The following is a 22830-nucleotide window of genomic DNA, read 5'->3' on the forward strand; positions in this document are numbered from 1 at the left end:
TTGTATAAGAGACATATAATAATCTTGTATTGATTAAGCTGTAGTAACTCTCCATCTTCATCGCAGCAGTATTCTAAACTTCCCTCGGTAATGTAGAAAAACACTAATGGTGGTGTTTCTCCTACTTTAAAAACAAGCGAAAAATCTTCATGCAGGAAAAATTCGTAATCAATTAACGATACACCCCAGTCAAAATCAATACTGCTTATAGACCCCTTACCTAATCCATTATCAAAATTCAAGGTGTGCTCGCCATACTTCTCGTGTAAATCTCCAGAAACTATTTTATTTATCTGCTCGAGAATACCATTACTATTTAGCTTATTCACTTCTACTTTTGGCATGGTAAGGTTGTTTGTTAAGTCTTTTTGTGTAACAAAGAAATTGGATTCATGCCATACTCTTTAGCATTTACGGGGCATACATTGACTCATATGTATACCAACATCGAGTTTTCGCAGCACACAAAACAATTAAGGTACTCTTTAAAACCCTAAATGATTGACTCATTTGAGTTTAATTAAAATTTGAAGAAGAATTGATAAGAGTAAGCATTTCAACAATTAACCAGTATGCGTTAAGAATCACAACAAATGAGTCAAATGGTTTATTGGCAAATGGCTAATTTTCTCGTACGAACCTAACGCTTTATGAATTACTGCATGCTTTTGTGTATCGTTTTAGCTGTAGTTCTTGCTATTATTGGGTATACTGGTTTAGGGAGTGGAGAAATTGAAATAGCCAAAATTGGATCCTACCTAAGTATGCTCCTGTTCTTGATACTCTTGGTCATTGATACTTTTTGGAATAAGAAAAGGCCCTAATTTAAAGTCCTACTCTTTGTTTTTAGCTTCTATCCATTTGCTCAAGTATTTTGTACTCTGTAGACTTTGATGCTGAAGTATTTGCCCAATAAAGTGAGTGATTCTGTGGGCTTGTATATTTTCTGCTAGGGTTGTTATTCGTTTCTTAATTGCTTCGGAAAAATTCTCTTTTGCAAATCGCTTTTGTAGTATCGAAAAACCGTTTTTTTGCGCAGTTGTCCATTCTTTTTCTGAAGAATACAGCGCTACCGAAGCAGCTACAATCTCTTGTGCGCTCGCTACAATTTTTCCGGCAAAAGGCATCTCGCCCATAAGTCCTTCAGCACCAATGGGCGTGGTAACAGACGGTGTTCCGTATTGCATGGCATCTATCAACTTTCCTTTTAAACCGGCACCAAAGCGTAGCGGAGCTATACATACTCGGGCTTTCGACATTACTTCGGAAACAGAAGGTGCCCAACCCGCAATTATAAATCCGTCGCTTTCGTTATGAAATTCCCTGATCTGTTGCGGAGCATAGGCTCCGTAACAATATAAGTTAGCAGTAGGGAGTTGTTGCCTGATCTCCGGCCAAACTTGAAGTTTTAAATAGCGTATCGCATCCACATTGGGTGCGTGTTTTAAGTTGCCGATGGTTATAAAATTGGTTCGTGCATCAAAGTTCGGCAATTCCGATCGCTCCTTTGTGCTCAAAGGATCGATCATAAAAGGCAAGTAATACAACAATTGTTCTGGGACCTTAAACTGATCGATCAATAACTGTATTTCAGCTTCAGAAATGAGTAACGACAAATCGCAACGCAGTATACTCGCTATTTCTCGTTTGGCCGTGTCGGTATACAGCATTTCAGAAGTGAAGTTACGCTGTTGTCGCACCGCTTCCTCTCGCGCTTTCCGAAGAAAATGAAGATCCTCTGTGTCTAGAATCCGTAAAGCACTGGGGCATTGTTCGGTTACACGCCATCCAAATTGTTCTTCTGTTATAAACCGATCGAACAAGACAATATCTGGTTTCTGTGAAGAGAGATATACATCGAAAGAGGGATCATTTAAACGTATGGACTCAATGGAAACTCCCAAGTCGCTTAGGTCGGCCGACCTTTCCGAAGTACTCGCTGTAGTGGCAAACGAAATATGATATTCCCATGATCTAAAAAGATCAATAAGTTGCATCATTCTAGTCCCCGCCGCCGTTGTGCTTGGCTCGGGAAATGTATAACCTATAATTAGCAGTTTTTTCAATCTAGCAGGTTTTTGAGATGCTTTGTCTTTTCATAAAGAACAGTTCCCTTATTATTGATCCAAATCTGACACAGCAATGGTTGCAGTCTTAATTTGCTTATTTTGCCCATGTACCAATGTCCACGCACAATACAATTGATCGCCTACCAGTTCCAATTGCGGAAATCCGCTGGCACGTGAAGCAGCAGTACTGGAAACCACGATGGGTGGTTTGGTAAAGCCGTGTTTGTTGATCTTCATAAGTTGGATCACATCTTGTTCGCCATTAGGTTCCATCCAAAGTACGGCTGCGTCCTCCTCGTTTATCATCACAATATCGACTCTGCCCGTGGCATTTCCTACATCGATACGAAATGCGTGACCAAAATGCGCTCCGTTATCCTCCGAAAAGGCCACGTGTACATCCCCTTCGCCTTTGGCAGCTGTAAACCACGCGACTACCAGTATATTCTTAAAACTGGAAACAGCAGGACCATTTACAGGACACCCCGAGATCTCCCAATTATCTTCCGCAACAGTTTGAGGTGTTGTCCAACGGTCATCAATGTAACGTACTATAGAAATATCACGAACCTCCCCTTCAGAACGATCGCGATATACCACTACGGGTCCTGCTTCTGTCATCGCCATCGAAGTTCCGCAGCAATCACAAACACGATCATCCAGCTGCACACGGTTTGAGATCGTACCATTCGCATGTACGACTGCAGCACGCAAGGTCATAGCCCCGCCATGATCGTCCTCATGTTCACCATGGCTCATTCCGGAAGTATTCCTGCCGTCCAGCCATGATACCATAAAACTATCATCTAAATAAGGAATTAGCGAAACAAAGCCATGTTCACTCTTGGTGGTATCGTTATGTAACTTAAGGTCTTTGAACCAGCTCGCTTTTGCGTCTTGGGCCACGGTAGTTGATCCTCCATGGAAGAGGTTCAACTTTATATCGTAGGTATAGGTGCCATCGGCAGATCTTTGAAGAATATTAGTAAAGATTGCTCCGTTGTTTTCCGATATCGTTGGGAAATCGGCCCAATTGACAAACCAATCGGTGCCGCTTGCAACCGTTATAGGCTGTGACCAAGCAGTGCCATGACGCTTGGAATAATTAAGCGTTGCTACACTATCTTCTGTGTGTACCCAAGACATAAAAAGTGATCTCCCATTGCTATACAAGCGTGGTAAGAAAGCATTTCCGGCTGCCGGATTCTCGATGAACTGCAATGGAGGAATCGAATTGTCTACCTCTGTGGTTTCTATTGGCTCCACTTCCGCTTTATTGGATTGTTTACAACTAGCAAGCAAGCAAACACTTAAAAGTAAAAGATAGCTTTTTTTAAAAGTCAGGAAGGAGGTGATTTTGATCATGAGCCTAAAAATACAAAAACCGAAGTATTATAAGGCTACGATCTAATTTTTGACCACCTCTGCGTACAGGTCGAAGTCTTCGGCTGCTGTTATTTTTACAGTAAAGAACTCACCGGTTCTTAAATAGCCTTCTTCTGCGTTTATGAGTACTTCGTTGTCTACATCGGGGCTGTCGAATTCGGTTCTTCCTACATAATAACTTCCTTCTTTACGGTCTATTACCACGCGATATTCTTTCCCTATCTTTTCTTGATTCAGTTCCCATGAGATTTGCGATTGCACTTCCATGATCTGGTTGGCTCGATCCATTTTCACGTCTTCCGGCACATCGTCTTCCAGTGAATATGCATGCGTATTCTCTTCGTGCGAATAGGTAAAACAACCCAATCGCTCAAATCGCATTTCCTCTACCCATTGCTTTAAAGTTTGAAAGTCTTCTTCGGTCTCTCCCGGATAACCAACGATTAATGTAGTTCTAATCGCCATTTCTGGAACTGCCTTTCTAAATTCTTGCAATAATTTGGTTGTTTTGGCCTTGGTCGTTCCACGTCGCATTGACTTTAAAATAGGGTCGGCGATATGTTGTAGCGGGATGTCGATATAATTACACACTTTTGGCTCATTACGCATGACTTCTAACACGTCCATAGGGAATCCGGTAGGAAAAGCATAATGCAAACGTATCCATTCGATGCCTTCAACCTTTACCAACTGTTGTAATAGTTCTGCCAGATTTCGTTTTTTATAAAGATCTAAACCGTAATAGGTAAGGTCTTGTGCGATAAGGATTAATTCTTTTACGCCATCGGCGGCAAGATTCTTTGCTTCTGTGACCAATTGTTCAATGGGTGTCGATTTGTGTTTTCCGCGCATGATAGGGATGGCACAAAACGAGCACGGACGGTCGCAGCCCTCGGCGATTTTTAGATAGGCATAATTTTTTGGTGTTGTAGTAAGACGTTCGCCAATAAGCTCATGTTTATAATCGGCTCCTAAGGCTTTTAGCAAACCGGGTAATTCGGTAGTTCCGAAGTATTGGTCCACATTTGGGATCTCTTTTTGCAGGTCCGGTTTGTACCGTTCAGAAAGGCATCCGGTCACAAATACTTTGTCTACCACGCCGTCTTCCTTTTTCTGAACATACTCAAGAATGGTATTCACGCTTTCCTCTTTAGCGTTGGCAATAAAACCGCAGGTATTAATCACCACTACGTTCCCTTCCTCTTCATGTACCACTTCTTTATTATTGGCGCGCAATTGCCCCATGAGCACTTCACTATCGTACACATTCTTAGAACAGCCTAAGGTGACTACATTTATTTTATTCTTCTTTAAGGTTTTGGTACGCATATACGGCAATTTTTAAGGCGTGCAAAGATACCGTTTCTTCGCATATAAATCACATAAATTAACGCATGGTTATTTTTGGGCGAAATACAATTCTTGTATGGATGCTAGCGGTTGCTTTCCTTCTAGTACCGCTCGTATGGTCTTTTTTATTGCGGCCGGCAATATCGCTGCCAAGGGTTGTTCTAACTGATCTATCTTCGGAAAGACCTTTGCTATCTTTTTATCCCATACGGTATGGTAGTGCTGCAGGTCATCCGGATAAACGATCTTTCGTTTTGTTCCTTCTTCGGAAGCATGGAAAGGGGTTTCCACATTTAGGTATCCGTAATCGTCGGTAAGTTGTTCTCCGGGTTCAATATCACGGATAGCGATCTCGAAATCATAGGCGGTCGAAAGGCAATTTGACTTAAAACTGTGATTAACGAACCGACCATGATCCCAACAGAGCACATAATTTCCTTTGCTGTTGCGATACGAATAGGTATCCAGTATTTGTTGATACAATGTATCGAAGGCTGAAAATTGTTTGGGTGTAAACTCTCTGTCTAGTTCATCTAACACCCAAGTGATCGTTCCTGCCGGAATGTGTTGGGTGGCTACGACCCCATGCCCTACTTGGTCATTGATAAATCGCAATTCGGTATGTGGGTGTATCATTGTTGGTTTTTCACGAAGTTACGCAAAAAAACTATCCACAAATTCGAATTTATTAAATACCTGAAGATCTTCTATGCCTTCCCCAACACCGATATACTTTACCGGGATTTGAAATTGATCGCTAATACCAATTACTACCCCGCCTTTAGCTGTTCCATCTAATTTGGTTACGGCTAAGGAAGTTACTTCGGTGGCGGCCGTGAATTGTTTGGCCTGTTCGAAGGCATTTTGTCCTGTAGACCCATCGAGTACTAATAGTACTTCATGCGGTGCATTGGACACTACTTTTTGCATCACTCGTTTTACCTTGGTAAGTTCGTTCATTAGATTCACTTTGTTGTGTAATCTTCCTGCCGTGTCGATGATCACTACATCGGCTTGTTGGTTTACGGCACTTTGCAAGGTGTCGAAGGCTACACTGGCCGGATCGCTCCCCATACTTTGTTTAACGATAGGTACTTCGGTGCGATCGGCCCAAATTTGAAGCTGATCGATAGCGGCGGCACGAAAGGTATCTGCCGCACCCAATACCACTTTTTTTCCTGCTTTTTTAAATTGATAGGCCAATTTGCCTATGGTGGTGGTCTTCCCTACTCCGTTCACGCCTACGACCATAATTACATGGGGTCCATCGTTTTGAGTAGGAACTTCGAACTGAGTGGCATCGCCCGTATTGGTCTCACTAAGCAGGCCGGCGATCTCTTCTCTAAGGATCTGGTTAAGCTCATCGGTCCCCAAGTATTTGTCGCGAGCGACCCGTGCTTCGATACGGTCGATCACCTTAAGGGTAGTATTTACGCCTACGTCGCTGGACACAAGTACTTCTTCCAGGTTGTCTAACACATCGTCATCGACCTTGCTCTTACCGGCAACCGCCTTACCCAGTTTCTCGAAAAAGGAATTCTTAGATTTTTCTAAGCCTTTATCGAGCGTTTCTTTCTTTTCTTTGTTGAATATTTTTTTAAAAAAGCTCATGTAGTAGTACTGATTAAAGTTGCGTTAGGGGTAGTAGCGGCATCCTGCCCGCCTTTGGTGGGGAGATACAGCGAATGACCCGACCGCGCTGCAAGCGGGGTAACGCCCAAAGCATGCAAAATTACAACAATTTACGTTGAAAACATATAGAAATAATTACAGCGGTCTAGTGTGAGGTACACGTATAAAAAAAGCCACTTAAAGAAGTGGCTTTATATATTGCTATGTCGGTTGGTTATTGTTTGTTTAACCAGTCGTTTACGGCTTCGGGAGCCATGATCGATTCTACGAAGATATACGCACCTGTCTTAGGCGATTTTACCATTTTAATGGCTTTGGTAAGTCGCTTAGATCCTGTTTGTAATGATGCTACTGATTTCTTTGCCATACTACTTTATTTTTAGGTTTTCCTTTGGAGAAAAACGTCTTATTTAATTTCTTTATGAACGGTCATCTTTTTCAAGATCGGGTTGAATTTCTTCAACTCTAAACGATCTGGCGTGTTCTTCTTGTTCTTAGTGGTAATATAACGAGAAGTTCCCGGTTTTCCGGTTTCTTTATGCTCTGTACATTCTAAGATTACCTGTACTCTGTTTCCTTTTTTAGCCATTGTATTCGACTTTTAGCGGTTGCGGCAATTATTTGTTCAAGTAGCCCTTTTCGCGAGCTTCCTTGATCACTGCAGCGATCCCTTTTTTATTAATATTTTTTAACGCAGAAGTTGACACACGTAGGGTCATCCACTTGTCTTCTTCAGGAATGTAAAAACGCTTTTTTACAAGGTTTACATTAAACTTGCGTTTTGTTTTATTCATCGCGTGAGACACGTTGTTTCCAACGATGGCTCTCTTTCCGGTAAGCTCACAAACTCTTGACATTGCTTTAACTCGTATTAGTTATTTTAAAACAGGGTGCAAATTTAAAAAAATTAATCGGTTTGAACAACAAAAGAAATTTAGTTTTTTAAAATTTCTTTTAGTAGTAATTCGAATGCCTTGTTAGTGGCCTTGGTGATGACCCGTTCACGAGCGTTGCCAAAGCTAAATCGCTGTGCAAAAACACCCGACGGACTTCCAATAGCGATAAAGACCGTTCCTACCTCATCGTCTGCATCGCCTTTGGTAGGTCCTGCAATTCCGGTCGTTGCCACGGCATAATCGGTTCCAAACAGTGCGCGCGATCGAGTTGCCATGGCTTCGGCTACCGCTGCGCTAACAACACTATGTTCTTTAATGAGCGCCTCATCTATCCCGAGAATGGATACTTTTTTCCCCGTTTCGTACGGTATGATACTTCCTCTAAAAAATGCCGAAGCTCCCGGTTTGGCTGTTATTTGACGTGCGATGGTCCCGCCTGTACAGCTTTCGGCCAAGCTCAGGGTTTGTTCTTTTTGTACCAATAAAGCTGCAATTCTTGCTACGATGCTGGTTTCATCCTCATAACCTACCGCGATATCCTGTAGCAAATCGTGTACTATATCCATTTGTGCATTCACCCGGTCCTTCAACATGTGCTCGTCGAATCCTGTGGCCGACAATCGTAAGCGTACACGCCCTAAGGAGGGTAGATACGCGAGTTTAATGTCATCGGGCAAGGCATTTTCCCAAGATGCTATGAGCTCTTGGATCTCACTCTCCCCTTTTCCATAGGTGAGCAAGGTTTTGTGGTAGATATGCGGACGATTAAATTTTTTAATGACCCTAGGCAATACTTCATTTAGAAGTAACGCCTTCATTTCGTAGGGTACACCCGGCATGGAAACAAAGACCGTGCTCTCCTTTTCAAGCCACATTCCCGGTGCTGTGCCGTGTTCGTTGGTAAGTACCGTTGCTTTTGATGGCACCATAGCTTGCTGTAAATTGGCGGCTAATGGAGGACGCTTGATGTAGGTGCTAAATATGTTCTTTATATTCTGAAGGACTTCCTCGTTCTCTACCAATGTATCATCGAAGAATTCGCAGAAGGTTTGTTTAGTGATATCGTCCTTGGTAGGACCTAGTCCGCCGGTCACCAATACCAAGTCGACACGATTCATTGCATCTTCCAATGCGGTTAATATATGCTGTTTATCGTCTTGGATCGAAGTTATTTGAAAGACCTTTACACCAATTTGATTTAGTTCTTTGGAAATAAAAGCCGAGTTGGTATCAACGATCTGACCGATAAGGATCTCGTCACCTATGGTGATGATTTCTGCTAGCATCTATTGTGGAAAATCTTCTTCTAGTTGTTTAAACACAGTTTTTAATGTACTTGACACCTTTTCGATGTTATCGGCGATGGCCGTCTTATTCTTTGAAGTTCTTGTCCAAGATTCGATGGAGGCGATATCTTTAAGAATCTCAATACCAAACATTTCGATATTGGGCTTCATTTTATGTGCAAACTGGTACGCCAGTTCTTTATTATCATTTTGAATGGCGTCTTCCAGTGCTGCCAGATCCGGTGGAATTTCCTCCAGAAAAGTGTGCGCGACAACAGCCATAAAGTCTTCGTCACCTCCGGCAACCTCGCTTAAACTCTCTTTTGAATACAGTTTACTCATTATTTCACTTTAATTGAAAAGACCTGTGTATCATTTAAATATCCGGTCAATATATCGTTAGGATTTACTTTAGCCACACCTGCGGGCGTGCCGGTAAATATAATATCTCCAATCTTTAAAGTAAAGTATTTTGAAATATATTCGATCAATTCGTCGATCTTCCACAACATCAAAGCCGTATTTGCTTGTTGAACGGTCTCGTTGTTCTTTTCTAAATGAAAGTTGATATTGTCAACCGATTCGAAGGTTTTCTTCGGAAGAAATTTACCTACCACAGCAGCGCCATCGAAGGCTTTTGCCTTTTCCCAAGGAAGTCCTTTTTCTTTTAACTGCGACTGTAGGTCCCTTGCCGTAAAGTCGATGCCAAGGCCAATTTCGTCGTAGTACTTGTGCGCAAATTTTCTATCGATGTGCTTGCCAATCTTTTTGATCTTTACCAATACTTCAACCTCGTGGTGAACTGCTTCGGAAAAATCCGGAATAAAGAACGGCTGTTTTTTAAGAAGAATGGAAGTATCCGGTTTTAAAAAAAGCACAGGGTGTTCCGGGCGTTCGTTCTGAAGCTCTTCAATATGGGCGGCATAATTTCTACCAACACAAATGATCTTCATACTTAATTGAGCTTATTATTCAGTTTACGCAGTTTAATTCTTGTAAGCACTTTTTTGGTATAAAGTGGAAAGTCGGCATTTAAGAGCCATCCAAAATAACCCGGTTCCTGCTCCATTACCGTTTCTACTAATTTCCCTCGGTGCTTTCCGAAGGAAAAGATCTCTTGTCCTTCTTTATTATACCCTATATAGCCTGCTAGATCGGCGAAGTTCTTATGCGCGCTAAAGGCAGCTAAAAAGTTGATGTCGTTCTCCAGGTCGTCGTAACGGTCTAACTGCGATTTCAACACTTCGTAAGTCGCATTGGTATCGGCTTCTGCGCTATGCGCATTCTTTAATTCTTTGTCGCAATAGAATTTATAGGCTGCCTCCAGGGTTCGTTTTTCCTTTTTATGAAATATGGTCTGTACGTCAACCGATAAGGCCTTTTTCATATCAAAGTCGATCTCGGCTCGTAACAAGGCTTCTGCCAACAACGGAATATCAAAACGGTTAGAATTATACCCACCCAGGTCACAATCCTTCATTAAAGCGTATACTTTTGGCGCCAATTCTTTAAAAGTGGGTTCGTTGGCCACCATTTCATCGGTAATACCATGTATATCGGATGACTGTTTGGGGATTGGGATCTCCGGATTTACCCGCCATGTATAGCTTTCTTTGTTGCCATTGGGATACACTTTTAGGATTGCGATCTCTACAATACGGTCGGTAGCGACATTGGTGCCGGTAGTTTCCAGATCAAAAAAACAAATGGGTCGGCTTAGGTTTAACTGCATGTGTTTGCTTTAGTACACAAAGGTAGTAATTACTACATTTGTGTATGGGCGAAGTAAAAAAAATTATCCTAGTTGTATTCGTGGTTTTGAGTAACACACTGTACGGTCAAGGGTTAGATGTGATCATTTCCGAAGAAAAAAAAGGAAAGCGCATAGTGCTCTTCGCTGAAAATACAACGGCAGATTCTCTAAATATCTTCTTACTGGTCAAAGCGGAGGGCTATCGAAAAAGTGCTTCAAAGCCTGTGGTCACGACCTTGGCACCTCGCAGTCGCGTCCCGGTGGTTACACTTATAGAGCTCGAAGGCAGTCCATCTCAATATACGTACGACCTGGTTATTAATAGGGAAAGACAGGATGTATCGCTTGCTACTAAAAATCAAGCAACAGATCTTGTTGCGCTAATTTCCGACCGAATCGTTCTGTTTACGGTTCACGAATGTGAGAAGTGCGATCTATTAGCGTTGGCACTGCGTGACAGGGGAATAACGCCCCTGGTGTTCAATATTAATGAAAATCAAGTGATCTACCGGCAGTTCATTCAGCATATACAAGCAGGTCTAACCGCCGACACTAAAATTCGTTTTCCTATAATATGGAATAAAACGCGCCCTATTTTTAGTTATGAGGAGCTGGAGGCTGTACTTTTACAGTTACAATAAGAGGGGTGAATGCTCCTTGAACTAGATCTCCCGTTTCGTATCCCACGCTTCTAGATAATCGGCTACCGCTTTCACAAACTGTCCTCCCAAGGCTCCGTTTACGACTCGGTGGTCGTAGCTGTGCGATAGGAACATCTTATAACGAATTCCAATAAAGTCACCATCAGGAGTTTCGATCACTGCCGGTACTTTTCGAATCGCACCTAACGCAAGGATCCCAACTTGTGGCTGATTAATAATTGGAGTTCCCATGATACTTCCGAAGGTACCCACATTCGTTACTGTGTAAGTTCCACCTTGGATCTCATCCGGTTTTAATTGATTGTTTCGTGCGCGGCTTGCAAGATCGTTGACTGCCTTACTCATCCCGACGAGGTTTAACTGATCGGCATTTTTAATTACAGGAACAATAAGGTTTCCATCGGGTAAGGCTGCTGCCATCCCTAAATTTATATGCTTACGTTTTATGATGCGATCCCCATCTACAGAGATGTTCATCATTGGGAAGTCCCTAAGCGCTTTGGCTACGGCTTCTAAGAAGATAGGCGTAAACGTAAGGTTCTCTCCTTCGCGTTTTGCAAAACTATCTTTTACCTTTTTTCTCCAGTTCCAAATATTGGTGACATCGGCTTCGATAAAAGATTGTACATGCGCAGAAGTTTGAACACTATCCACCATATGATGCGCAATAAGTTTCCCCATGCGCGTCATTTCGATGATCTCATCGTCACCACTCACAGACACAGCCGGTTTTTGTTTTGCCACCGGTTGACTTTTAGCAGTCGCTTGTGGTGCTGTTTCTTTTTGAGGTGATTCTGCTTGGGTAGATTTTTGTGCCCCACGATTTTCTAGGTACGACAGCATATCATTTTTAGTAACACGACCGTCTTTACCCGTTCCCTGAATAGCGTCTAGCTCTTCTTGACCAATTCCTTCTTGAGTTGCAATATTTTTAACTAATGGAGAATAAAAGCGTTCACCACTACTAGCAATGCTAGGCTGGGTGGTCTCTTTCGCCTGCTCCACTTGTTTTTCGACCTCGGCTACGATCTTTGGCGCGGGAGTTTCTTCTTTGGCAGTATTGCTGGCAGCAGAATCTGCATCGCCATCGGTTTCTATAATCGCTATGGTTTGTCCTACTTGCACTACGTCATCGGCTTCAAAAAGCTTTTCAACCAGTACCCCATCTACTTCACTTGGTACTTCACTATCTACTTTATCGGTTGCAATTTCGAGTACTGCCTCATCGGCTTCGATGGTATCCCCTACATCTTTTAGCCAGTTGGTTACGGTTGCTTCTGCAACACTTTCCCCCATTTTAGGTAGTTTCAATTCAAATTTTGCCATAGCTACGTTCTTGCCAATATTTTTTTAACTGTGCAAAATTAGTTAAAATTTATATCCCACAAGTTTCATTTTTCTTAAAAAACAACCACGGTTCCTTTTTCGTCGCTTTGATCACTCCCCAAAATAAAGTTTGACTGAGGTGGATAGATCCGGAACTGATTCTTACGATTTCGCAGTTGTTTCATCACCGAAAATATTTGATTATAAGGCATATAAGAAGCATCGAACACGAACAAGGTTTCGTCGTGTAAGGCGTCTTGAAAGATCGCCTTAGAGGCCGATTTTATTGGAATTTCAAGATTTTCAGATAGTTTTTTCAACAATGTGAAGTTCTCGGTTAACAGAAAGGCTTGTTTAGGCGTAGCCAATGGTTGTCGTGGCTTGTTTTCTGAATTCTTCCGAAGCCGTTTGGCGGCAGCTACACCTAAATTCACAGAAGTATCTAGAATTAGATTGGTCTGAAAATGTTTCTTATAAAAAATGCGCATCGCACCATAAAAACGCTCTAAGTATGCCGCATCCTTTTGGGTACTTTCCCCTTTGTAGTGCAATACGGTTGTGTTGCCCATGTAGTAATTCTTGTATCCGGCCTTCGTGATCTTATACGAAAAGTCGATGTCTTCGCCGTACATAAAGTAATCTTCATCAAAACCACCAACCTCTTGATACACCGTTCTTTTTAGGAACATAAATGCTCCTACAAGCACCGCTACTTCGCCGGTGGCTTGAGCAGCCACTCGCTTGGCGTAATAATTTCTTCCAATCCCCATCAGTTTAAGCAGCGAGGCTTTTGGTGTGGGCAGGTTTCGTTTGCTCTCAGGCAAAAAGTTTCCTGTCCCGTCCATAAGATATACTCCCAAGGCACCCATGTTTTCTTTTCCTTCGGAAAAGTTTAAACAGGCTTTAAAAGTGTGTTCAGAAACGGCCGTGTCGGGATTTAAAATACAGAGATACTCGCCCTTAGCTTGAGCTACTGCTTGGTTGTTCGCTTTGCTAAATCCGACATTCTCCTTGTTCTCAATTAGTGTGAGTCCCGGAAATTTTTCTTTAACCATCGCACAACTTCCATCGGTAGAATTGTTATCAATAATTATGATCTCACTTTCTATACCCTGCAAAGACAACTGTACACTTTTAATACACTGTTCTAGAAAATAGCGTACGTTGTAATTAAGTATAACAACAGAAAGTTTCAACAGCTATGAGTTTTTTAGTGACGATTCGAATGGAATCCTGTTCAAAATACTACGCCCTAAGGTCACTTCATCGGCATATTCTAACTCGTCTCCTACCGAAATTCCTCTCGCAATGGTCGTAGTGGTAATGTTATAAGGTTCGATCTGTTTAAAGATATAAAAGTTGGTCGTATCTCCTTCCATGGTCGAGCTTAATGCGAAGATTAGTTCTTCGATCACTCCCGAACGCACGCGTTCTACAAGTGGTTTAATATGTAATTCGCCGGGACCTATGCCATCCATGGGAGAGATCTTTCCGCCCAAGACGTGATATTGCCCTCGGTACTGACTCGTATTTTCGATGGCCATGACATCACGAATATCTTCCACCACGCACACCACTTTTGGATCTCTTTTCGGGTTCGCACAAATCTCACAAAATGTGGTATCAGAAATATTGTAACAATTATCACAAAAATTAATTTCTTGGCGCATTTGCTGCAAACTCTCGGACAGTCGCATGGTTTGTTCCTTGGGCTGTTTAATTAGGTGCAACACCAAACGAAGTGCCGTTCGCTTTCCTATACCTGGAAGCTGTGACATTTCGTCGACTGCATTTTCGAGAAGTTTTGATGAAAATTCCATAACAGAACTGTTAGTGGCAAGATAAAAAAAATGCTTCAGAAAAAGGATTCTTTCTGAAGCATTCTTACTTAGATTTCTATGGTTTATTTCTTGATCAATTTTTTCGTAACCGATCCGGCTTCCGAATTGATTCGAATAAAATACACACCGGCATTTAAGTGTGAAATATTCAATGAATGATCTGTGCTCAAGGCAGAATCCGCCTCGTATATTACTAGCTTACCTGAAACATCAAACACACGAATTTCAGCGTCTAAAGGCTCAACAAATGAAATGGTAACCGTTTCATTCGCCGGATTTGGATGTACGCTAACGTCACTGGTTCTAATTCGATCGGTCGTTCCTAATATAGGTTCAACCAATGGACTTACCCATAAGCCTCGCCCATAACTTCCCGCGTATAACATATCGGTTGTATGATTGATCTCCAATTCATTAATAATTACATTAGGTAAGAGGTTGCTGTATGGCTGCCATTCGGTAAAACTATCATCAATATAGTAGACCCCGAAATCCATTCCTAAGTACAAGCCGTTGTTAGCATGATCGTCCCAAACCACTGCTAATGCAGAGAAATTTGGTAGGTTTAATCTCAGGTTGGTCCAAGTTTGCCCACCATCTTCTGAAACAAATACTTTATTGGTACTGGTTGAAGTGACGGCCACTTTATTTGCATCAGTTGGGTGAACAGCTATCGAATTGATTAGCCCGCCAACACTACTAATCGATTGCCACGTAGTCGCTCCGCCATCGTCGGTTCTATATAAACCTCCTCCATTTGCTGCATAGATGATCTGGTTATTGGAAGGTGCAATTTTGAAGTGCTCGATCCCATTTCCTAACGATTGTGATATCGAGGTCCAACTGCCTCCAGAATTGACCGATTTGTAGACACGATCATAGCCAATATAAATAGTACTTGGAACTTCCGGGTCTTGTTCGAATGGCGTAACAAAGTTTCCACCTCCCGGAGGGTTATTACCACTATTAGCAGTTACTCCTTGGTTAAGTGTTCTCCATGTATTTCCAAATTGCGTCGTTCCGAAGATACGATTCGGGTTATTGAAATCAACAAAGGTCTCACCTCCGTCGGCTCCTAACCAATCTCTCCAGCCCTCAGCCAGGGTATATACAGAAGTTCCATTATCTTGTGAGCCTCCACTTACGATCACATCTGCCGTTTGTGACACACCAATCTTATAGAACTGGCGAATACCAATCCCTTCCGTAAGGTCTTCAAAATAAGTAGTTGAAATTGGTCCATCAGAATCAACTGCTTTAAAAATACCACCGTCGGTACCCGCAAATAAATTGCCGTCTGCAAATTCTAATATATCGATATCTGCGTGACAGTAGCCTACATTCAAAGAATTCACATTCGGAATAAACCAGAATGAGCTCAATTCAAAAGTAACACCACCATCGAGCGATCGCCACGTCTGACCACCTCCAAGATGAACTTCATCAATATCTGTAGGACTAATGGCAATGTCCATATCTCGTGGTGCTTGACCACCGCCTCCTTGCGCATTTTGATCAAGGTTCAAGTAATTCATCCCAGCGTGATTCAACTGTGTAAAGGTGTCGCCGTTATTAGTTGATTTAAATAAACCTGAAAACCCACCATTAATTGCTTGTAATACATATACAACACTAGCATCGTCCGGTGAAACACCAATCATTTTTGGTCCATTATTGAATCCCGCATTCATGGTTGTAAACGTAGCTCCTCCGTCGGTTGATTTGTGATAAGCCGAACCTGAAGCAAAAACTACATTTGTATTTCCGGGTTGAAATTCCACGTCATAACTTCTTGAATCGTTTGTAACGCTTTGCCATGATGCACCGGCATCTGTAGAACGATACAAACCGGCATTTTCGCTGGAAGCAAATATGATATCGGTATCGTTAGGATTAATAAGGATCTTATTTACCAACGAATTACTTATATCTGCCAATTGTGTAAAAGTAGCTCCAGCATCATCAGATTTAAAGATCAATCCGCTGGAAGATCCAAAATAATACACATCAGAATCTACAGGATCGATAGCTACCGAAAAAACACGTAAATTTACGAAGTTATCGTTTAGGGGAGTCCAATTTTGGCCACCATCTGTTGTTTTCCACACACCTCCTGTGTTCGCTCCAATAATTATAATATCACTATTTGCAGGATCTACCGCAAGTGCTGTTATTCGCCCAACACCGGGATTCCATCCGGAGGTTACATTCCAATCTAGCGGACCTAATTCTTGCCAATTGTCTGCCAATACCTGTCGGTCATCTGCTGTCGCATTTAAGTACGCATTGTAATTTTGAAGTTCACTCATACGTTCTGTTACAGACGGTAAATAACCATTTTCATTCATTAATCGCAGCGCCATATACTCCCAACGCTTAAATTGTTTGTATCCCGTTCCACGTCCTTTGTCTTTACCTTCAAAATAGGCTTCTGCTGCATCTACAACTTCTGCCACCGAATAGGTTCCTTCATCGATCATTTTCAAGTATTCTTGCGACTGAACTGAGAAGACCGCAACAACACATGCAATAAGTAATAATTTGATTTTCATAGTATTTTTTTAAGATAACTCGCTTATTTTCATAAAGTTCCCAAATGTATTAAAAAAAGCGCTTCACTCAAAGGCAAACTTTGTATTTTTACCCCGTTTCAGCCTAAGTTATCTTTTATGCAACCGTATCAAATCCTATTACTTATCGCGGGCTATTTCGGGGTATTATTACTGATCTCGCATTTTACAAATCGGGGCGGCAGTAATGACGATTTCTTTAAGGCCGGTAAACAATCTCCCTGGTACTTGGTTGCCTTCGGAATGATTGGTGCCTCATTGAGCGGCGTTACCTTTATTTCAGTTCCGGGTTGGGTAGAAGCTTCTCAGTTTGGTTATTTTCAAGTGGTTCTTGGATATACGGTTGGATATGCTGTTATCGGCTTGGTCTTACTACCACTCTACTATCGACTTAATTTGACCTCTATTTATACCTATCTTGATGGTCGCTTCGGAAACAACTCCTATAAAACCGGAGCTTCTTTCTTCCTATTATCCCGTATCGTGGGAGCGAGTTTCAGACTCTATTTGGTCGCGATTGTATTGCAGCAATTAGTTTTCGATAAAATGCAGTTCTTCGGTTCTGAAGGCGTGCCTTTTTGGGTAACCGTAACAGTGACCATTTTACTTATTTGGTTGTATACTTTTAAAAGCGGTATCAAGACCATTGTTTGGACAGATACGCTTCAAACCCTATTCATGTTAGTTGCGGTTGGAGTCGCCATTTATTATGTCTCTGAAGACCTCGGACTTTCCGCAGCCAACATTTTCGGATTTATAGCAGAAAGTGATCTCTCCCAAATGTTCTTTTTCGATGATTGGAAATCGGGTGACCACTTTGTAAAACAGTTTGTAAGTGGTGCGTTTATCGCGATCGTGATGACAGGTTTAGACCAAGACATGATGCAAAAAAACCTAACCTGTAGAAACCTTGAGGACGCACAAAAGAACGTCTTTTGGTTCACTATTGTATTGACGATCGTGAACTTTATTTTCCTGGCGTTGGGATTACTACTTACCGTTTACGCACAACAAAATGGAATTACTGCTAACGGTGATTCCCTTTTCCCTACCATCGCTGTCGAATCGGGCTTAGGCCTAGGTATTGCGATGTTCTTTCTATTGGGGCTTATCGCTGCAGCTTATTCTAGTGCCGATAGCGCACTAACCGCACTTACCACTTCCTTTAGTATCGACATCTTAGATATTGAGAAAAAATACGATGCGAAGCAGCAAATACGTATTCGAAAGCGAATTCATATCGCCATGTCGTTTGTATTGATCTTAGTGATCATTATTTTTAAATATGTAATTGCCGATGCTTCGGTGATCGCTAAGTTGTTCGTTTTTGCCGGCTATACCTATGGCCCGTTGTTAGGACTCTATGCCTATGGATTATTTACCAAATGGAAAGTAAGAGACGTCTATGTACCGATTGTAGCTATTCTTACGCCCTTTGTAGGATATGCAATTAGCGCCGCCTGTGCCGCTTGGTTCAATTTTGAATTTGGCTTTTTTATACTAATCTTGAATGGAGCATTAACCTTTTTAGGTTTAATATTGATTCGTACCCAAAAGCACTAACGTACACGCCACCTCTACATCTATGTTGTGCTTCTGAAGCAATTCATACAATTCCGGATTTTCGGTACCCGGATTAAAAATAACTCGCTTGGGTTTTAATGAAAGGATATAATCGTAATACTCTTGTTGGCGTTTGGCATTAAGGTACAAAGTGATTGTATCTATCTGCTCGAAGTCTTCCTTCTCTGTAGTAATGTCGATTCCTGCGACGACACCTTTCCGAAGCCCGATGGCCTCGACCGGATGATCGTAAGTAACCAATCTATTGATGGCTAAATTAGAAAAACGGGACGGATTTAGACTAGCGCCAATAACAAGGGTTTTTTTCATAACAACGAATTTTCAGAAAAATACAATCCCTGAGCGCTTCCAATTCATAAAACTACGTTAAAAATGAAGAAGTCTGTAACATTAGTTAAGTTCTCCCGTCTATAAGATAGAAATATTTCATGCTTTACTGTGAAAATTTTTACGTTGATGGTTAGTGTTAATAATAGCAGTAAAGTTGCAAACCCGAGGTTCTAAACTTCGGGTTTGTTTTTTTTTAGAAAAAAAGCAAACGAAATTTGTAACAAAATTTCTGCTCGTCCGTCATATTCATAGAAACTAAAAATCTTGGAAATTGTCTAATCAGAAATTATGTTATACAAGGTATCTAGTTTAACAATATTCATCTAAAAACTAACAACTTAAATCAATCAAAAAATGAAACGGTATTTTATATGGGTCTTTTTGTGTTTATTCACATCGACAATCGCAACTGCAAACACCACTCCCAATCCCGAACTTTCAGAAAAAATTGGTACCATTACCGGTACAGTAATCGACAAACGATTGCAACAACCCATACCCTACGTTACGGTTGCTGTAAAAACCCTTTCAGGAGAGATCATTACCGGTGGAGTTACTAACGACGATGGTATCTTCAAGATAGAAGATATTCCCGCGGGCAAAAGCGAAGTGGTTATTCAATTTATTGGGTATATACCCTATACGAACACCATAGAGATCTCAAGGAGCAACCGAATCATCGACATGGGGCAGATCGTTCTTGAAGAGGACATCGCTGCCTTAGACGAGGTAACGGTAACCGCAGAACGCACTACTATAGAACAAAAACTAGACAGAAAGGTTATCAACGTTGGGAAAGACCTTACAACCGCAGGGCCTACGGCATCAGATATTATGAACAACCTTCCTTCCGTTAGTGTCGATCAACAAACGGGAGACCTATCGCTTAGAGGCAATCAAAACGTTCGCGTTATGGTCGATGGGAAATTATCTAATGTTCCTGTTGCTCAATTGCTTAAACAAATTCCATCTACCTCTATTAAACAAATAGAATTGATCACCAATCCGTCGGCCAAGTACAACCCGGAAGGCATGAGCGGGATCATCAATATAATATTGCATAAAAATGTAAACATCGGATTTAATGGAAGCGCAAGTGTGGGTCTTACTTATGAGCGCGAGGCAAAATTCAACGGATCACTGGATATGAATTATCGCAACGGTAAGATAAACGTGTATGCGAACTACGGAAACAACATCGCTAAAAATGAAAATTTCGGTGAGATATTTAGACCCGAAGATAACAGTGTGCAGCTTTTTAATTTCTTGGATGACAGCAAATCGAATCTTTTAAAAACGGGTATCGACTTTTACCTGAACGATCGTAATACCTTCTCTTTTTTTACCAATCAGAACTTCTTTGAAGGAAGCACCATCGGTACGACCAATATATTGTTCTTCGACATGCCATCACGTAACCAGATGCAAGTGTTCGACAATGAAAGTGATAACCAATCGTCTCAATATAATTTCGATTACAAACTAAACTTTAACGATCAAGGGCATCATATTGAGTTAGAAGCAGATTATAACACCTTTAACAGCGACGAGATCGCTAACTTTCGTTTTAACGGCGCGGCTCCTATCGATAATTACACCGACTTCGTCGATACAGAACGAGATCGTACGACCATAAATTTAGACTATGTCAACCCATTGTCTGAATCCACCAAATTAGAAGTAGGACTTGAAGCTCGATTGTTCGAAACCAATATCAAATATCAGTCTACGGGGCAATCGTTTAATGCCAATGGCGAGCTCATTCCTACACCGGACACCGATTTTGACTATGTACGTGATATTTATTCGGCCTATGCTACCTTCGGGAAAAGCTTAGAAAAATGGTCGTATCAAGTGGGAGCAAGAATTGAAACCGTTACCGTTGATGCAGACACCAATCGTGTTCGTTCTTTTGAAAATGACTACATACAAGTGTATCCTTCAGCCTATGTGACCTATACTCCCACAGAAAAAAATCAATTTCAAGTAAGCTATAGCCGCCGTGTAGATCGTCCCGGATTATCGCAAGTAAATCCAATACGAGAATGGAGCACGCCACTTATCTCTTCCTTCGGAAACACCGACTTACAACCACAGTTTACCAACTCTTTTGAGGCCAACTATACCAGAAGCCTTGAAAAAGGAAGTATTACAGGAGGTGTATTCTTTCGTGCGATAGAAGATGAAATAAACAGAGCCGTATTTGTAGATAGAACAGACTTAAATAAAGTAATCCTTACTTTCGATAATTTTGATAACACCTCGGCGTACGGTATCGAACTATCCTCCAATTATCGTCCGTTTAAATGGTGGAACTTCAATACCAGCTTCGATCTCTATACCCAAACCCAAAAAGGCATTACCGAACGATTAGAAAACTCCGGTGGCAATCCAACAGTAAATGATATTGTTCAAGAAACCGTAGAAGTAGACAATACCGCCTGGAATTTTAGAATGATCAACAATTTCAAAGTAACCAAGGAACTTACTTTATCGGCCTTCGGATTTTATCGAGGTAAGAACAAAGGACTTCAATTTGAAGTAGAGCCAATGTACTTTGTGAACCTTGGAGCGCGATATACATTATGGGACGGTAAAGGTACGTTCAGCATAAATTACAACGATATTTTCGATACGATGAGATTTGCATTCGACGGCCAACGTCCCTACCGCCAAACAGGAGAATTTAACTGGGAAAGTAATACAGTGTATGTTGGATTATCATATCGATTTGGAGGCGGTGAATATCGCGCTAAATCTCGTAAGAATAGAGACGATCGTGAAAAGGATGCAGGCGGCGGAATTTTCTAATCAAATGTTATAAGAACGTTAAATGTGGAGATCAAATGAAACATTACTTCAATTCTCACGTCTATTAATAAAACACCTAATAGCTTGTTTATAAATTATTTGAATTAGCCTTTAAAAAAATTGTAAACCCATTAGGTTTAAAAAAAGCCTTTCATTCTGGAAAGGCTTTTTTTTTTGCGTGTATCAATTTTACCCGGTAGTGGGTATTTCAAGATTGTTTTAAAATTGGCAAATTGCAACTGTATGAATTAGCGACTAAGATTTAGGGAGTTTTAGTTGTAGACCCGTGAGTTTTTGCTTGCGGGTCTTATTTTTTACCAACGTATAATTGCACTTCCCCAAGTAAATCCGCTGCCAAAGGCCGCTAACACGACTAGATCTCCTTTCTTAATCTTACCGGCTTCCCATGCCTCAGTTAAGGCTATAGGAATAGAAGCTGCTGTCGTATTACCGTATTTCTGAATATTGTTAAACACTTGGTCGTCCGAGAGTCCTAATTTCTTCTGAATAAATTGAGAAATCCGCAAATTGGCTTGATGTGGAATCAGCATATCGATATCGGAAGCTTGTAGGTTGTTGGCCGCTAGGCCTTCATGTATCACTTCTGCAAAACGAACCACAGCGTGCTTAAACACAAATTGTCCGTTCATATATGGATAATACGGGATGTTTTCTTGTGGGTCGTCGGCTATGATCTCAGGCACCCAATACTCGGTGCTCGGCCCTTGTAATGAAAGTTCATCCTTATGTTTTCCTTCGCTGTGCAAGTGCGTCGACAAAATACCGCTTGTCTCATCAGCACTACGAGATACCACAGCTGCCCCTGCTCCATCACCAAAAATTACCGAAACACTTCGCCCACGAGTGGTAAAGTCTAATCCACCACTGTGGTTTTCAGAACCAATTACCAGCACATTTTTATACATACCGGTCTTAATAAATTGATCGGCCACAGAAATTGCATACACAAAACCACTACATTGATTGCGCACATCTAACGCTGGAATGGTACGCATATTCATCATCTCTTGAACCTCTACACCGCCGCCAGGAAAATACATATCCGGACTCAAGGTAGCGAATACGATCATGTCGATATCTTTGGCATCTAACTCGGCTCGCTCTAGTGCGATCTTGGCAGCCTTTACGGCCATGACAGAGGTTGAATTACCATCTCCCTTTTTTATATGACGTCGTTCTTTAATTCCAGTACGCTCTTGTATCCACGCATCGTTGGTATCCATACGCTTGGCCAGATCGTCGTTGGTCACTACATTTTCGGGCACATATCGCCCCAATCCAATGATTTTAGAAGTATACATTCAGTGCGAATT

The 22830-nt window shown here is 41.5% G+C and carries 21 protein-coding genes and 1 pseudogene; 3 read left to right on the forward strand and 19 right to left on the reverse strand.

The genetic code is table 11. The annotated features are described in order from the left end of the window. The 13 genes and pseudogenes from DWA30_RS06220 to DWA30_RS06285 all read right to left on the reverse strand — a co-directional run. Positions 1-344, reverse strand: a pseudogene (locus DWA30_RS06220) (hypothetical protein); the annotation flags it as partial. 489 nt (positions 345-833) lie between these two features. Beyond that, positions 834-2066, reverse strand: a complete 1233-nt coding sequence (locus DWA30_RS06230; protein WP_245933870.1) for a glycosyltransferase — start codon at positions 2064-2066, stop codon at positions 834-836. Between the two features lie 51 nt (positions 2067-2117). Then, entirely contained in the window at positions 2118-3335 is a 1218-nt protein-coding gene (locus DWA30_RS06235) for a hypothetical protein (RefSeq protein WP_136073165.1), read from the reverse strand. A 141-nt stretch (positions 3336-3476) separates the two neighbouring features. After that, complete coding sequence (gene rimO / locus DWA30_RS06240) at positions 3477-4784, reverse strand: 30S ribosomal protein S12 methylthiotransferase RimO (RefSeq protein ID WP_114491680.1); 1308 nt, start codon at positions 4782-4784, stop codon at positions 3477-3479. A gap of 69 nt (positions 4785-4853) precedes the next feature. Beyond that, the gene (locus tag DWA30_RS06245) at positions 4854-5441 is read right to left on the reverse strand and encodes an SET domain-containing protein (protein WP_114491681.1); all 588 of its coding nucleotides are present in this window, start codon (positions 5439-5441) and stop codon (positions 4854-4856) included. Positions 5442-5459: 18 nt separating this feature from the next. Then, entirely contained in the window at positions 5460-6416 is a 957-nt protein-coding gene (gene ftsY / locus DWA30_RS06250) for a signal recognition particle-docking protein FtsY (protein WP_114491682.1), read from the reverse strand. 235 nt (positions 6417-6651) lie between these two features. Further along, a complete protein-coding gene (locus DWA30_RS06255; protein WP_114491683.1) occupies positions 6652-6804 on the reverse strand; it encodes a DUF4295 domain-containing protein in 153 nt (50 codons plus the stop codon). Positions 6805-6843: 39 nt separating this feature from the next. Beyond that, positions 6844-7026, reverse strand: a complete 183-nt coding sequence (gene rpmG, locus DWA30_RS06260) for a 50S ribosomal protein L33 (RefSeq protein ID WP_114491684.1) — start codon at positions 7024-7026, stop codon at positions 6844-6846. Between the two features lie 28 nt (positions 7027-7054). Continuing rightward, positions 7055-7294 (reverse strand): 50S ribosomal protein L28, encoded by a 240-nt coding sequence (gene rpmB / locus DWA30_RS06265; RefSeq protein ID WP_114491685.1) that lies wholly within the window; start codon positions 7292-7294, stop codon positions 7055-7057. 77 nt (positions 7295-7371) lie between these two features. Continuing rightward, positions 7372-8619, reverse strand: a complete 1248-nt coding sequence (locus tag DWA30_RS06270) for a competence/damage-inducible protein A (protein ID WP_114491686.1) — start codon at positions 8617-8619, stop codon at positions 7372-7374. Then, positions 8620-8961, reverse strand: coding sequence for an Hpt domain-containing protein (locus DWA30_RS06275; protein ID WP_114491687.1), 342 nt, complete (start codon positions 8959-8961; stop codon positions 8620-8622). After that, on the reverse strand, positions 8961-9572 hold the full coding sequence (locus DWA30_RS06280; protein ID WP_114491688.1) for a fumarylacetoacetate hydrolase family protein: 612 nt from the start codon (positions 9570-9572) through the stop codon (positions 8961-8963). Before DWA30_RS06280 ends, DWA30_RS06275 begins: the two co-directional genes overlap by 1 nt. 2 nt (positions 9573-9574) lie before the next feature. Then, on the reverse strand, positions 9575-10351 hold the full coding sequence (locus tag DWA30_RS06285; protein ID WP_114491689.1) for a 3'-5' exonuclease: 777 nt from the start codon (positions 10349-10351) through the stop codon (positions 9575-9577). Between the two features lie 44 nt (positions 10352-10395). Between DWA30_RS06285 and DWA30_RS06290 the strand changes: the two genes are divergently transcribed. Beyond that, on the forward strand, positions 10396-11013 hold the full coding sequence (locus tag DWA30_RS06290) for a hypothetical protein (RefSeq protein WP_114491690.1): 618 nt from the start codon (positions 10396-10398) through the stop codon (positions 11011-11013). A gap of 21 nt (positions 11014-11034) precedes the next feature. On the opposite strand, the gene DWA30_RS06295 is transcribed toward DWA30_RS06290, so the two are convergent. The 4 genes from DWA30_RS06295 to DWA30_RS06310 all read right to left on the reverse strand — a co-directional run bounded on the left by DWA30_RS06295 (position 11035) and on the right by DWA30_RS06310 (position 16753). Continuing rightward, positions 11035-12360, reverse strand: coding sequence for a dihydrolipoamide acetyltransferase family protein (locus DWA30_RS06295; RefSeq protein ID WP_114491691.1), 1326 nt, complete (start codon positions 12358-12360; stop codon positions 11035-11037). Positions 12361-12434: 74 nt separating this feature from the next. Further along, positions 12435-13556, reverse strand: a complete 1122-nt coding sequence (locus DWA30_RS06300) for a glycosyltransferase family 2 protein (RefSeq protein ID WP_114491692.1) — start codon at positions 13554-13556, stop codon at positions 12435-12437. A 3-nt stretch (positions 13557-13559) separates the two neighbouring features. After that, a complete protein-coding gene (recR, locus tag DWA30_RS06305; protein WP_114491693.1) occupies positions 13560-14180 on the reverse strand; it encodes a recombination mediator RecR in 621 nt (206 codons plus the stop codon). Between the two features lie 83 nt (positions 14181-14263). After that, on the reverse strand, positions 14264-16753 hold the full coding sequence (locus DWA30_RS06310) for a T9SS type A sorting domain-containing protein (protein WP_114491694.1): 2490 nt from the start codon (positions 16751-16753) through the stop codon (positions 14264-14266). A 117-nt stretch (positions 16754-16870) separates the two neighbouring features. On the opposite strand from DWA30_RS06310, the gene DWA30_RS06315 reads away from it, so the two are divergent. Beyond that, positions 16871-18334 carry a sodium:solute symporter gene (locus DWA30_RS06315; protein WP_114491695.1) on the forward strand — a complete coding sequence of 488 codons (1464 nt, stop codon included), beginning with the start codon at positions 16871-16873 and terminating at the stop codon, positions 18332-18334. On the opposite strand, the gene DWA30_RS06320 is transcribed toward DWA30_RS06315, so the two are convergent. Beyond that, on the reverse strand, positions 18305-18664 hold the full coding sequence (locus tag DWA30_RS06320) for a CoA-binding protein (RefSeq protein ID WP_114491696.1): 360 nt from the start codon (positions 18662-18664) through the stop codon (positions 18305-18307). The two genes, DWA30_RS06315 and DWA30_RS06320, sit on opposite strands and share 30 nt — an antisense overlap. A 375-nt stretch (positions 18665-19039) precedes the next feature. Here DWA30_RS06320 and DWA30_RS06325 point away from each other — a divergent pair, with 375 nt between their 5' ends. Further along, positions 19040-21496, forward strand: coding sequence for a TonB-dependent receptor (locus DWA30_RS06325; protein WP_114491697.1), 2457 nt, complete (start codon positions 19040-19042; stop codon positions 21494-21496). Positions 21497-21810: 314 nt separating this feature from the next. Here the strand turns inward: DWA30_RS06325 and DWA30_RS06330 are convergent, their stop codons facing one another. Further along, on the reverse strand, positions 21811-22818 hold the full coding sequence (locus DWA30_RS06330; protein WP_114491698.1) for a 3-oxoacyl-ACP synthase III family protein: 1008 nt from the start codon (positions 22816-22818) through the stop codon (positions 21811-21813). Positions 22819-22830: the final 12 nt, after the last annotated feature.

Source organism: Candidatus Ulvibacter alkanivorans (assembly GCF_003333325.1).
Lineage (GTDB): Bacteria > Bacteroidota > Bacteroidia > Flavobacteriales > Flavobacteriaceae > Ulvibacter_A > Ulvibacter_A alkanivorans.